The organism is Roseibium sp. (assembly GCF_025698965.1).
Taxonomy (GTDB): Bacteria; Pseudomonadota; Alphaproteobacteria; order Rhizobiales; family Stappiaceae; genus Roseibium.
Genome location: NZ_JAILWL010000008.1, coordinates 1 through 13,484, shown reverse-complemented (window position 1 = coordinate 13,484; position 13,484 = coordinate 1). Strand labels below are relative to the sequence as shown.

The 13,484-nt window shown below is 56.3% G+C and carries 9 protein-coding genes; 8 read left to right on the top strand and 1 reads right to left on the bottom strand.

Annotated elements, in window-relative coordinates; all coding sequences use genetic code 11:
- The first annotated feature begins 269 nt into the window (after positions 1–269).
- Positions 270–4,952 carry an ExeM/NucH family extracellular endonuclease gene (locus K5905_RS01440; RefSeq protein WP_297579374.1) on the top strand — a complete coding sequence of 1,561 codons (4,683 nt, stop codon included), beginning with the start codon at positions 270–272 and terminating at the stop codon, positions 4,950–4,952.
- Between the two features lie 66 nt (positions 4,953–5,018).
- Here K5905_RS01440 and K5905_RS01435 read toward each other — a convergent pair whose 3' ends face one another.
- The gene (locus K5905_RS01435; RefSeq protein WP_297579371.1) at positions 5,019–5,780 is read right to left on the bottom strand and encodes an SDR family oxidoreductase; all 762 of its coding nucleotides are present in this window, start codon (positions 5,778–5,780) and stop codon (positions 5,019–5,021) included.
- A 226-nt stretch (positions 5,781–6,006) separates the two neighbouring features.
- Here K5905_RS01435 and K5905_RS01430 point away from each other — a divergent pair, with 226 nt between their 5' ends.
- The 7 genes from K5905_RS01430 to K5905_RS01400 form a co-directional block, all read left to right on the top strand.
- The gene (locus K5905_RS01430; protein ID WP_297579369.1) at positions 6,007–6,792 is read left to right on the top strand and encodes an ion transporter; all 786 of its coding nucleotides are present in this window, start codon (positions 6,007–6,009) and stop codon (positions 6,790–6,792) included.
- Between the two features lie 123 nt (positions 6,793–6,915).
- Positions 6,916–7,767, top strand: a complete 852-nt coding sequence (locus tag K5905_RS01425; RefSeq protein WP_297579366.1) for an alpha/beta hydrolase-fold protein — start codon at positions 6,916–6,918, stop codon at positions 7,765–7,767.
- A 129-nt stretch (positions 7,768–7,896) separates the two neighbouring features.
- On the top strand, positions 7,897–9,177 hold the full coding sequence (locus tag K5905_RS01420; RefSeq protein ID WP_297579363.1) for a CaiB/BaiF CoA-transferase family protein: 1,281 nt from the start codon (positions 7,897–7,899) through the stop codon (positions 9,175–9,177).
- Positions 9,174–10,790, top strand: coding sequence for a thiamine pyrophosphate-binding protein (locus K5905_RS01415; protein ID WP_297579360.1), 1,617 nt, complete (start codon positions 9,174–9,176; stop codon positions 10,788–10,790). Before K5905_RS01420 ends, K5905_RS01415 begins: the two co-directional genes overlap by 4 nt.
- 103 nt (positions 10,791–10,893) lie before the next feature.
- Positions 10,894–11,745: a pantoate--beta-alanine ligase gene (gene panC / locus K5905_RS01410; RefSeq protein WP_297579357.1), complete on the top strand. Its 852-nt coding sequence runs from the start codon at positions 10,894–10,896 to the stop codon at positions 11,743–11,745.
- A gap of 51 nt (positions 11,746–11,796) precedes the next feature.
- Entirely contained in the window at positions 11,797–12,606 is an 810-nt protein-coding gene (panB, locus tag K5905_RS01405) for a 3-methyl-2-oxobutanoate hydroxymethyltransferase (RefSeq protein WP_297579354.1), read from the top strand.
- A gap of 81 nt (positions 12,607–12,687) precedes the next feature.
- The coding region (locus tag K5905_RS01400) for a bifunctional transcriptional activator/DNA repair enzyme AdaA (protein ID WP_297579352.1) at positions 12,688–13,484 on the top strand (797 nt) is incomplete at its 3' end.

The window sequence follows — 13,484 nt, the reverse complement described above, 5'->3', positions numbered from 1 at the left end:
TCATAGTTCAGCTTATCTAAAGTAGTTGTCACTTACGTAAAATTACGAGTGAGAAAAAGTGGTTTCCTAACAGAATGTTACGAAGTTGTACCAAGGTTGTTTGCGACCGCAATTGTTGAGAAATTCTACATATTTGCAATCTAAGTCATTAATTTCACGGCTAAATTTTTCTTGCCCAAACGGTCAAATGTCAGAAGACTGACATGCTTCTGACATGGGGCATGGACTACCTACCGCCTCAGAGTCGTTTAGATGAGGGGTATCTATCAATGACCTGGCATTTCCGTTTTGGGTACGTTTTCGGCAACAATCACGCCAATGTTCTGGAAGGATCGGATTGGGCGGATTTCATCTTCGGGTTCGGTGGGGCAGATGAAATCTACGGCAATGGTGGAAATGACAGGATATTTGCCGGCCGTGGAAATGACTGGATCCATGCGGGCAGCGGCAACGACTTTGTAGACGGTGGCCGCGGTTTTGATACCGCCGCGTTTGACGGGTCGATTTTCGACTACGACATCGACCTGCATTGCAGCTGGTTTTCGACAACGGCAATCGTAACCCGTTTTGGCGATGACGGTCGTCCGGTCGAAGTGGATTACCTCAAAAGGGTCGAGGCTCTCTATTTCGAAGAAGAAGACTACACGCTCTATATTGATGGCCGGAACAATCAGGTTCTTGCACTGGATGACGCTGCCGCAACGGATGAAGACACGGCGCTCACCCTGTCGACAGACGATCTGTTGGCCAATGACACGGATTTCGACGGTGACACGCTGACCGTTACCGGTGTTGACGTCCTCAGTGAATTGGGTGCGGTCATCACCTTCATCGATGGTCAGATTACCTACAATCCAGCAGGTCAATTCGATGCGTTGCAGGAAGGCGAAACAGTCACAGACACGTTCTCCTACACCGTTGACGATGGCAATGGCGGCACCTCCACGGCCACCGTTTCGGTGACCATCACAGGTAAAAACGATGCACCGGCCCTGTGCCAGACATCTGTTGTCGCATTTTCCGAAAACAGTGATGCTGTCGTTTCTATTGCCGACGCCCATGATCCGGAGGGCGATGACGTAACTTTCTCCATTTCCGGAGGAGACGACGCCGCGAATTTCGAGATCGATCCGGCGACAGGTGAACTGCGTTTCGTGACCGCACCCGATTTTGAAAACCCGGAAGATGTTGACGGCGACAACATTTATCGCGTCACGATTTCAGCATCTGACGGCAATGGCGGTGTGACCTCGAAAGACGTCGCGATCTATGTCAAGGATGTTGCGGAAGCGCAGCCGGGCACGGCCGTTGCCTACGATATGCTGGGGTCTCAAAGCCAGAACCTGAAAAGCTTCACCACGGATGCTCCGGAGTTCAGCAGTGCCGGTGACGGGTTCGGCAAATACACTGTCGGTGACAGCATTCCGTTCGCCATCGTCGATGACAGCGGAGGCGCGTTCCCCGCTGACACGCTCGGCATTATTGACAGTGCCACGAACGCTGACGAGTTTTTTGGCCTGGTCGACACGCAAAACAGTGACAATGACGGGCCTTTGAATGCCGTCTGGGTGTTCGATATTGAAGGGTACGACAACCTGTCTCTGTCGATCGACGCCGGCGCCATGGGTGATTTCGAAAGCTCCGATACAATCACGATTACCTACAGCATCGATGGCGGAACCGAGCAGGAGCTGTTCAGCTTCAGCGCCGATGAAGATGCCAGCCAGACCTATACGCTTGCCGGTGGTTCTTCCTTTTCGCTGGATGACCCTCTCGTGGAAACGACAACATCGACGGTCTTGAGCAATGTGTTGCAGACATTGACCAAATCCCTTGAGGGGTCGGGGTCGGAACTGACTGTCAAACTGACCGGTACCGCCGATGGCGGCTCGGAGGCCTTTGCGGTTCAGAACCTGGTGATCGAGGCATCAGAAGCTTCGGAACGGGTTGTCGTCGCTTTCGACATGGTCGGTTCCGCCAGCCAGAACCTGATCAGCTTTACCAACAACAGCCCGGTTTTCAGCAGTGCCGGCGACGGTTTCGGCAAATACACGGTCGGCGACAGCATTCCGTTTTCCATCGTCGACGACAGTGGTGGTTCATTCCCATCCGATACGCTCGGGATCATCGATAGCGCGACGAATTCGGATGAGTTCTTCGGTGCTACCGACACGATCAATTCGGACAATTCAGATCCGGTGACGGCAAGCTGGGTGTTCGACATTTCCGGCTTCTACAATCTTTCGGTGGCGCTTGACGCCGGTGCCATGGGGGATTTTGAAAGCTCCGACAGCTTCACCGTCACCTACAGCATTGACGGCGGTCAGGAACAGACCCTGTTCAGCTTCGAGGCGGACGAGGACGCCAGCCTTGATTACACACTGGCCGGCGGCGCGGTAGTCACGCTGAACGATCCGTTGGTTGAAACCACCACAGGCACCGTTCTTTCAAACGCGCTTCAGACCCTGACACAGTCGATCACCGGATCGGGTTCGGAGCTTGAGATCACGTTTACGGCCAATGCGGATGGCGGTTCTGAGGCCTTCGCCATGCAAAATCTGGTGATCGAGGGTGAAGTCGACACAAGCTCCACCGGAGAACCGGCTTACTCGGTCTCGGCTCAGGAAGCTCAGATATTTGAAGGTGACAGCGGCAGCACAACCGTCACGTTCGAGGTCAGTCGCTCCGGCGATACGTCCGAAGCCGGATCTGTTGCCTATGAGGTCATTGGTGATCTTGACGCTGAAGACTTTGCTGCTGGAGATCTCTCGGGTGCTCTGGAATTCGCTGCAGGTGAAACAACCAAAACAATCACATTGGAAATCGCCGGCGATGTACTGGACGAATGTGATGAAACGCTGGCGGTTACGCTGACGGACCCTGTCAACGGAACGATTGCCGACCAGATTGCGACGACGATTGTCCAGAACGAGGACGACGTCACCCTGATTTCCGAAATTCAGGGTGAAGGCTCCGCAAGCCTGCTTCTGGGTCAGTATGTCATCGTCTCCGCCGTCGTAACCTACACAACCAGCAACGGCTTTTTCCTGCAGGAAGAAGACGCAGATGCAGACGGTAACGGACTGACGTCGGAAGGCATTTTCGTTTTCACCGGAAGCGAACCAACTGTTCAATCCGGCGATCTGGTCAAGCTTGGCGGGCTGGTTGACGAGTTCAATACGCTCACGCAAATCGACACTGTCGATTATCTCAACGTCATCGCAAGCGGCACAACGCTGCCGACTGCCGCCAACATCCAACTGTCCACCATCGCGACAAACTTCGAGCAATATGAAGGCATGCGCATCTCGGTGACCAGTGGCATCGAAGGCGAAGAACTCACCATCATAGAAAACTTCAATTTCGACCGTTACGGCGATATCTCTGTAAGCGCGGGAACCCAGACCCAGGCGACACAGCTCTATGATGCGCAGACCCAGGCCGATGAAGTTGCTCAAGTCATCGAGAACAATCAGAACAATCGTATCGTTATCACCGACGGGTCGTCGCAGCAGAATCCGGACAGCTACGGTTATGTGGCCAACGACACTGCCGGTGACGACGGAGACGGCGTGCTCAGCAGCGGTGACGATTTCTCGGCAGATGGCCCGACCCTGCGGCTAGGCGCGGAGATCGCGTCTCCGATTGAAGGCGTGCTCACCGTCGAGCAGGTCAGCAGCTTCGGTGATCCGGAATACAAGGTTCTGGTAGATGGAACTCTGGACATCGACGAAACCACCAATTCCGGTGCGCGAGAAGACACCCCTGCCGATGTCGGTGGGGACATACAGGTCGCAAGCTTCAATGTTCTGAACTACTTCACCACATTCTCAGGGGGCACTGGACCTGACGGTACTCTTGATCCGCGAGGTGCCGACAATCAGGCCGAGTTTGATCGGCAGACGGCAAAGATCGTTGAAGCCATGATTGAGACCGGCGCGGAAGTCTTTGCATTGCAGGAAATCGAAAACAACGGCTTCAACGATGCATCCGCGATTGCAACTCTGGTTGATGAGTTGAATGCCAAGGCAGACGCTGACGGCACCGGCGCTGTCTATGCGTATGTCAATCCGCTCGGGTCCGACGGGTTCCTCGGCTCGGATGCGATCATGACAGGCATGATCTACGATACCACCAAGCTGACATTGGTGTATGCCGATGCGCTTGTCTTCGAGGAAGCTTCCGCAGCCGATACCTATGCGATTGCTGAAATTCTCAATCCCTATGTGTCTTCCGGCGACCAGGTAGGTGATTTCCAGCGCAACCGGCCGGCAACTGTTGCGACATTCCAGGATGAGAATGGCGAGATCTTCACGGTCGCATCCAACCATTTCAAGTCCAAGGGGGACAGCAATCTGCAGGATTTGGCCGAAAGTATTCAGGCCCAGCTGGATGCAGGCTCCATCCCGGATGCTGAAATTGCAACGGTTGAAGCAGCTTTGGCGGCCCTTGTCTCGGACCCGAACTTTGACCAGGGCAATGGCCAGGGGTTCTGGAACCAGGTGCGCACGGATGCCGCAACAGAGCTGGTGGCCTTGCTGGAAGGCGATTATGCAGCGGCGCTGTCAGGTCTCGGAATTACTGACGCCGATTATCTGGTGATGGGCGACTTCAATGCCTATGCCGAAGAAGATCCGGTTCAGGCTGTGCGCGACGATGCGGGATACACCGATCTGATCGACCAGTTCATCGGGCAGGAAGACGCCTACAGCTTTGTCTTTGACGGTCAGCAAGGCACGCTCGACCAGGCGTTGGCGAGCGAAGGCATGGCAATGCAGGTCACCGGTCTTACCGAGTGGCACATCAATGCCGATGAGCCGGATCTGCTGAACTATGACGACAGCTTCACAGACTCAGGTTTCTATAACGACGACGTCTTCGCCAGTTCCGACCACGATCCGGTCATCGTTGGATTGGACCTTGGGTCGCAGAACGACAGCCTGCTGGCTTGAGCCGGCAGTCCCCGAATGCAGAAATGGCGGCCATCGGCCGCCATTTTTTTAGCAGTACGAAGGCTCTCAGATGACACCGATGGCCTTGCGCACATCTTCATCGCGCAAGGAGCAATCGGTGCCACGATAGGCATCACCCGCATCCGTGCACAGCCAGCAGATCGCTTCACCTACCCATTCTGGCGGTATGTGGACGGCCGGATCGAGTTGGCTGACCGGATTGATTCCGGAGGCCTTGATGTCGACCTGCATCTGAGTTGCAACTGTTCCCGGGCTGAGGCCAACGACGCGCAGGCCCTTGTCGCCAAATTCCTTGTCGCCACAGCGTGTCAGCGAAAGGGCGGCGGCCTTCGACGAACAATATTGGCTCCAGCCTTCCAACGCCCCCGCAGCAGCGCCGGAACTGATGTTGACGATGGTTCCCGACCCTTTTTGAAGCATGTAGGGCGCGACGGCACGCAGGCCGTGATAGACACCCTTCACATTGATATCGATGACATTGCCCCAGGTTGCCGGGTCGGAAGTCTCAATCCGGCTTATTGGTTCAATCACCCCGGCATTGTTCACCAGAATGTCAATGCCACCATATGTGTCGATGCAGACCTCTACCGCGTTGGCAACATCCTCATAACTTGCAACATCGCAGGTGATGGCCTTGGCTTCGCCGCCGGATGCAACGATGTCGGCTGCGATACGCTCAATATCGCCACTGGTCCGGGCTGCCAGCACAACCTTTGCACCGTGTTTGGCAAGGCTGCGGGCACCGGCTTCACCGATACCACGGCTCGCGCCGGTCACCAGGGCAACTTGTCCCGACAAATCAAACATCTAATTCCCCGCATTTATCAACCTGGCCTGCAGCGGCCTTGTTTCTCGTGGAGCGAATTTAGTAGGAGATGGGCGAGGAATAAACCGCTTGTTTGCAACACGGTCGTGCGGATTCCGCACGAATGGTAAGAAGCCTCCCGGGTTTGCGGGTATGGCGGATTGACTTTTAACGCTGCTTCTTGTCGGGTGGCCAAGAATTTGAACAACAGGGTATGGGGCAACATTGATGACGGTCGAGATACCGGCTTTACAGACATTTTTGCGCCAACTTTATTTTGGGCATTCAGTGAAGGCTCGTGCCTTCCGGTATGGTCTGCTGGCTTTCGATCTGATCACTATCGGCTATTTCATCGTCTCCTCCGTACTGGATCCCAACCGGGTTCACCACGAACTGGACTACGCGATCGCCAGCGTTCTGACCCTGGACTATTTTGCCCGGATGATCGCGGCGGCAAACCCGGCCCGATATGCCGTCACATTCACCTCGCTTGCCGATCTGATCGTAATCGCATCCCTGATCGCGCCGGCATTCCTTGAGAACTTCGCTTTCCTGCGCGTCGTCAGAATGCTGCGCCTGATGCGCTCCTACCACCTTTTGAAGGAGCTGCGTGAAGCATCCAGCTGGTTTCGGCGGAACGAGGAGATCATGCAATCCGCAGTTAATCTCGTTGTGTTCATCTTCGTGGTAACGGCAATTGTTTTTGTCGTGGAGGATGATCGGAACGAGAATATCAACACCTATCTGGATGCGCTCTATTTTACCGTTACCACGTTGACGACGACCGGTTATGGCGACATCACCATGACCGACAGCGTTGGCCGCTTCATGACGGTTCTGATCATGATTTTCGGTGTTGCGCTGTTTCTGCGCCTGGTTCAAACGATATTCCGGCCGTCAAAAGCCCAGGTCTCGTGTCCGGATTGCGGTCTCAGCCGCCATGACACGGATGCGGTCCACTGCAAGCATTGCGGCCGTGTACTCAACATTCCAACCGAGGGCGCCTGGGAATAGCGCCAAGGCGTCTCGCTGATTTGTGAACAGGGGAAGCTGGACAATTTCCCGCTGAAATCCAATCTTTGCAGCAGAACCCAACCCGGCGGTCATTTTCCGCTGACGCTTTTGCAGGAGCCGGTATTGCATACGAAGTTTTTCCTGTCCCTGGCCTGTGCATCCCTTCTGGCTTCCCTGATTTCATCTCCAGCCACATACGCGGCAGAGACGGCTTCATGCGGCGAGGAAATGCCGTGTGAAATTGAGAACGGCCAATATTACGTGCACTTGCCGGAGAACCGGCAGGGCGAGGAGCCTCTTGGAGCAATCCTTTATTTGCACGGTCACCGCGGCAAAGCCGTCAATGCGATCCGCAACAAGGGGTTTCAGCGGATGGCAGATGAGCTCGGGGTCGCCTTTGTAGCGGTGCAGGGTGTCAACGGCACATGGTCTTTCCCGACGGCACCGCGCAGTTTGCGCAACGAGTCGGAGTTTTTTGACCGGGTACTGGACGATCTTTCGGACCGTTTCGGGGTCGATAAGGATCGTACGATGCTCTCCGGGTTTTCGTCCGGCGGGTTCATGACCTGGTATCTGGCCTGTGAAGACTCTGGCCGGTTTTCCGGCTATGCGCCGATCGCGGGTGCATTCTGGGAGCCGTTACCGGACAATTGCCCGACCGAAAACCCCTACCTGTTCCATGTGCACGGTACGGGTGACACGGTTGTTCCTCTGGCGGGGCGCTGGCTGGGTGGCGGGCAATGGAAACAGGGCGATGTATTCGAGAGCTTTGATGTCTGGCGCCGACAGAACGACCTGACCGACGCCGAACCGAAAAGATTCAAGGACGGCAATCTGGAATGCGAACGCTGGACGCCAAAAGCCGGGCTCCTGGAACTCTGTCTTCACGATGGCGGTCACAGTGTTGAGGCCAGGTGGATCAAGCGCGCTTGGCGTGAACTTGGCGACATGAAGGGCTGGACCAAGAAAAGCTGAGGGATCACCATACCTTAACGACAAAGTGAGGCGAGGTGTTCGGGACACTGCACCCTTGCAGTTGACGGGAAGGGGGCTATATGGCCTTTTCCTAAACTTCGTGAAAGCGCTCTAATTTCCAGGTGATGCGTGTCCCAGTCTGCTGCCGCTCCCGGCTCCCTTGCCGGTCTCGTTGTCCTAGATCTGTCGCGCATTCTGGCCGGCCCGACCTGCACTCAGGTCCTGGGCGATCTTGGTGCGGAGATTATCAAGATCGAACGTCCGGACCGAGGCGACGATACGCGCGGCTGGGGGCCTCCGTTCCTGAAAGACAAGGCCGGAAACGAAACCCAGGAAAGCGCCTACTACCTGTCTTCCAATCGGAACAAGTCCTCGGTTGCCATCGACCTGGCAAGTGCCGAGGGGCAGGAGCTGATCGCGGAGCTGGCCGCCAAGGCCGACATTCTCGTCGAGAACTTCAAGGTGGGCGACCTGAAGCGCCGCGGCCTCGATTACGACACCCTTAAGCAGCGTAACCCGAAGCTGATTTATTGCTCGATTTCCGGTTTCGGCCAGACCGGGCCTTACGCACACCGGGCGGGGTATGATTTCCTCATCCAGGGTATGGGCGGTATCATGTCCCTGACCGGCTTTCCGGACGACGAGGGCGGGACGGAAACGAAATGCGGCGTTGGTATTGCCGATGTCATGTGCGGAATGTATGCGACTGTGTCGATCCTGGCGGCGCTCAATCACCGTCACGCCACAGGTGAGGGACAGCATATCGATATCTCGCTGCTCGACGCGCAGGTCTCCTGGCTGATCAACCAGGGGGCCGGCTATCTGGTATCCGGCGAAGTCCCGGGACGGCTCGGTAACGGTCATCCGACCATTGTCCCCTACGAGACCTTCCCGGCTGCCGACCAGTCCTTCATCATCGCTGTTGGCAATGACACCCAGTTCCAGAAATTCTGCGATGTTGCCGGTGATCCAGACCTGGCAAAAGACCCGCTTTATGCCAAAAACGCTGACCGGGTGCGCAATCGCAAGACACTGATCCCGCTGATCCGCAGATTGACCATCGAAAAGACGGCAGCGGAATGGATCAGACTGCTGGAGGAAGCCGGCGTACCCTGCGGACCGGTGAATGATCTGGGACAGGTTTTTGCCGATCCTCAGGTGAGGGAACGGCAAATGCGCATCACGCTGCCACATCCATTGAGTGGCACGGTCGATCTGATCGGGTCTCCGATCAACATGGAAAAAACGCCGGTCGCCTATGCCAAGGCGCCACCGATGCTTGGCGCTGACACGCAAGACATTTTGAGCCGCCATCTCGGCCTGGACTCGGAACGACTTTGTGAACTGGCGGACAAGGGCATTCTGGATCTGGGTGCTGGAGCCCGCAAAAAAGGACAAGCGAATTCATGACTACCGGCGCGGATATCATAGCAGGCAAACTCCACGCAGCAGGCTGTCGCTATGCGTTCGGCATCCCAGGAGGTGAAGTTCTGGCGTTGATGCAATCTCTCGATCAGGCAGGTCTGGAATTCGTGCTGGTGAAGCATGAAAATGCGGGCGGGTTCATGGCTGAAGGTGGTTGGCACGCCGATGGTGCTCCCGGTGTCCTGCTGGCAACGCTCGGTCCGGGGGCGGCCAATGCGGTCAACGTCATTGCCAATGCCTGGCAGGACCGGGTTCCGTTGATCTTTCTGACCGGTTGTGTCGATCACGGCGAGGCCGAAAGCTACACTCATCAGGTCTTTGATCACCAGCAATTGCTGCGACCGATCGTGAAGGCGAGCTTTTCAGCGAGGTTAGGCGCGCTCGATGTGATGATGGAAAAGGCCTTGGCAATCGCACTCGACGGCCAACCGGGCCCTGTGCATATCGATGTTCCGATCAAGGTCGCTGAAACCGAAACCGACGAGCGCTGGACAAGAACCTTCCAATCGGCTCCCGTGGCAACAGCGCCTGTTGCCGGACCGGATCTTGAAACCGCACTAGAGCTGTTCGCAAACGCGGAGCGGCCAATTGCGATTGCCGGGGTAGATGCCGTCAACGAAAACGCATCCATGGCGATTTCCGATTTCTGCCAGCGTTTCAACATCCCGCTTGTTACCAGCTACAAGGGCAAGGGCCTGCTTGACGAGAACCATCCGCTTGCCCTTGGCGGAGCGGGCCTGTCTCCCAAGGCCGATGGTCATCTGCTGCCGCTGATCAACGAGAGCGATTGCATTTTGCTGCTCGGCTACGATCCGATCGAGATGCGGATCAACTGGCGCAATCCCTGGGATGCGGACGCATCGGTTATCGACATTACCCCGGTGTTGAGAACCCACGGTATGCACAGCGTGACGGCAACCTTGCGCAGTGCGGTAGAACCGGTGCTCAAACTTCTGACGGAGGCAAGGGATCCGGAAAAACCTTCCTGGCAGAACGATGAACCGGTCAGGATTCGGCGGGAGCTGGTGCAGGCATTTGAACCGGAGGCCTCCGGCTGGGGGCCCGGCACCGTGTTTCACACCCTGCGCCAGATTATGCCGGCGGACACGGTGGCGACGGCAGACAGTGGCGCCCATCGCATTCTGGTCAGTCAGATCTGGCGCTGCCCGATGCCGCGTCAGATGCTGCAATCCTCTGCTCTCTGCACCATGGGCTGTGCCGTGCCGCTTGCCATGGGACATCGCCTGGTTGATGGGCCGTCTCCGGTCATTGCTTTTGTCGGCGATGCGGGTTTGGAAATGTGTCTTGGCGAACTTTCGACACTGCGTGACCTGAAAATTCCGGTCATTATCTGCGTTCTGGTTGATACCAGCCTTGCCTTGATCGAGCTGAAGCAACGTGGCAGCCAAAGACCGAATGTAGGCGTGGATTTTGGCGAGACCGACTTTCCCGCCGTGGCAAAAGCCTATGGTGGTCATGGGGTCTGGATCGAAAACACGGATGATCTGAGACAGGAAGCGGAAGACGCGTTGAAAAGAGACGGCTTCACACTGCTTGCCTGCCGGATTTCGCGCCGGGCCTATGACGGAACATTCTAGTCTGCTTTTTGGATGACTGGACCTTCCCCGCATGTGTGCTTATGCTGCACCTGCGAAGGAAACGTGACCTTGGGCGGGAACCCGGGGCCTGGGAGGGACTGGAATGATTATCTGCCGAACAAAGGCGGAAATGCGGGAAACCGTGCGCGACTGGAAGCGGGAAGGCATCAGTGTGGGGCTGGTGCCGACGATGGGATACCTTCACGAAGGTCATCTGGGGTTGGTTCGCCTCGCTCGCAAAAAGGCTGATCGAGTTGTTACAAGCATCTTTGTAAATCCGACACAATTCGGCCCGAACGAAGATCTGGCGACCTATCCAAGAGATGAAGAGCGGGACCTTGAGCTTCTGAAAGCCGAAGGCGTGCACGCGGTCTTCATGCCGAACGTGGAAGAGATGTACGGTGCCGGTGGCGATGCTCATGTCGAGGTGCCGGGTCTTTCCGGGATATTGCAGGGAGCCTTGCGGCCCGGCCATTTTCGCGGTGTCTCAACCGTTGTGACCAAACTCTTCAACATTGTCACACCGGATCTGGCTGTCTTTGGTGAGAAGGACTACCAGCAACTTATCCTGATCAGGCAAATGGTCCGTGACCTGGATATGCCGCTGGAAATAATTGGCCATCCGATTGTGCGTGAAGGGGATGGTCTGGCCATGTCATCCCGCAACATTCGCCTGCAGGACGACCATCGGCGAGAGGCAACAATCCTGAACAGGTCCCTGGACGAAGCCGAAAAAATGGCGAGGACCGGGCCGACGATCGCCGAACTCGAAGCCATGGTGCGGGACACGCTTGCCACGGCAGCCTCGGCTGAGGTCAAAAGTGTTGACATCCGCGATGCGGAAACCCTGGCTGAAATCTCCGGTTCAATCGACCGCCCCGCAGTGATCCTGCTGGCCGTCCGTTTTGGCTCTGTGCTGCTGATCGATCAACGTGTCGTGGCACCGACCAGCTAACTTCATCCGTTTCAAGGGTTTGGACCCTGATGTTTTTCGAAAGGATGCCGTATGAGCGCCCAAAAACCAGTTCGCCGGATCACAGCTCCCCAAATCTCCAAGCGCAAGGGTGGGGACCCGATCGTTTCGCTGACATCCTATCACGCGCATACTGCGGCGATTGTCGACAAATATGCTGACTTCATTCTGGTTGGCGACAGTCTTGGAATGGTCATGCACGGCATGGAATCGACCGTTGGTGTTTCGCTTGACCTGATGATCATGCACGGCAAGGCAGTCGTGCGCGGCACCAAACGGGCACTTGTGGTCGTTGACATGCCTTTTGGCACTTACGAGGAAAGCCCGTCCGAGGCATTCCGCAATGCTGCGAGGGTCTTGAAGGAAACCCAGTGCGGTGCGGTCAAACTTGAAGGTGGCGTGCGCATGGCCGAGACCATCCGCTTCCTCACAGAACGCGGCATTCCGGTAATGGCGCATATCGGTCTGACCCCTCAATCGGTCCACGTCATGGGCGGGTTCAAGACACAGGGGCGGCACGAAGACGACTGGGATCAGCATTTCGAAGATGCGTCAGCAGTTACCGAAGCCGGAGCCTTTTCCGTCGTGCTGGAAGGCATGGTCGAGCCGTTGGCAGCACAGATCACCAAGGAAATTCCGATCCCGACCATCGGTATTGGTGCGTCGGCTGAATGTGACGGTCAGATCCTGGTCCTGGAAGACATGCTCGGTCTCAATCCGACACCGCCAAAATTCGTCAAGGTTTACGGCAATCTCGGCGGTCAGATCGAAGCTGCCGTCAAAGCTTATGCCGATGAAGTCAAGGAGCGCAGTTTCCCGACCGAAGATCAGGTTTACCGGTAGGGGGCGCCGTTCGAAGCCGATATTTGAATAAACGCCCGATTTTCGGCTGCGGTTGCACTGGAAACTGTCTAGCTTTGGTTCATGCTGATGATACGACCAAGTTTCGACACGCTCTATGAAGCGCTTTTGCAACGTGATCCGTCCTATGATGGGCGCGTCTTCGTCTGTGTGGCCTCCACCGGCATCTTCTGCCGGCTTACATGTCCGGCGCGAAAGCCAAAACGGGAAAACTGCACATTCTACGAAACTGTCGGCGAATGCATCGAAGCCGGGTTCCGGCCCTGTAAGCGCTGCAAGCCCACCACACCGGAAGCCAGTGCAGATCCGGTGGTGAAACCGTTGATCGAGGCGCTGGAAAAGCGCCCGGGCTATCGTTGGGGGGAACCGGATCTGGTTCGCATGGGTCTCGACCCGTCCACGGTCAGGCGGGCGTTCAAACGTCATTTCGGCATGACTTTTTTGGAAATGGCGCGCCAGCGCCGCCTTCAGGAAGGTTTTTCGACACTCGCCGAAGGCGGCAAGGTGATCGATGCTCAGATGACTGCTGGGTTTGAATCCCCGAGTGCCTTTCGTGAAGCGTTCGCCAAGATTCTCGGTCAGGCTCCCGGTACGTTTTCCCAGTCACCGTTGCTCTTTGCCGACTGGGTATCGTCGCCCCTGGGGCCATTGATTGCCGTCACCGACAGCACGCAGCTTCATCTGCTGGAGTTTCTGGACCGCAAGGCGTTGCCCGCGGAATTCAAGAAACTGCAAGCCTTTGCCAAAGGGCAGATCGGTTTCGGCCGGACAGAGGTGACCGATCAGATTCAGGAAGAGCTGGACCGTTTTTTTGAAGGTCAGAGCGGTGTTTTTGAAACCAGATTGGCGCTGCACGGTTC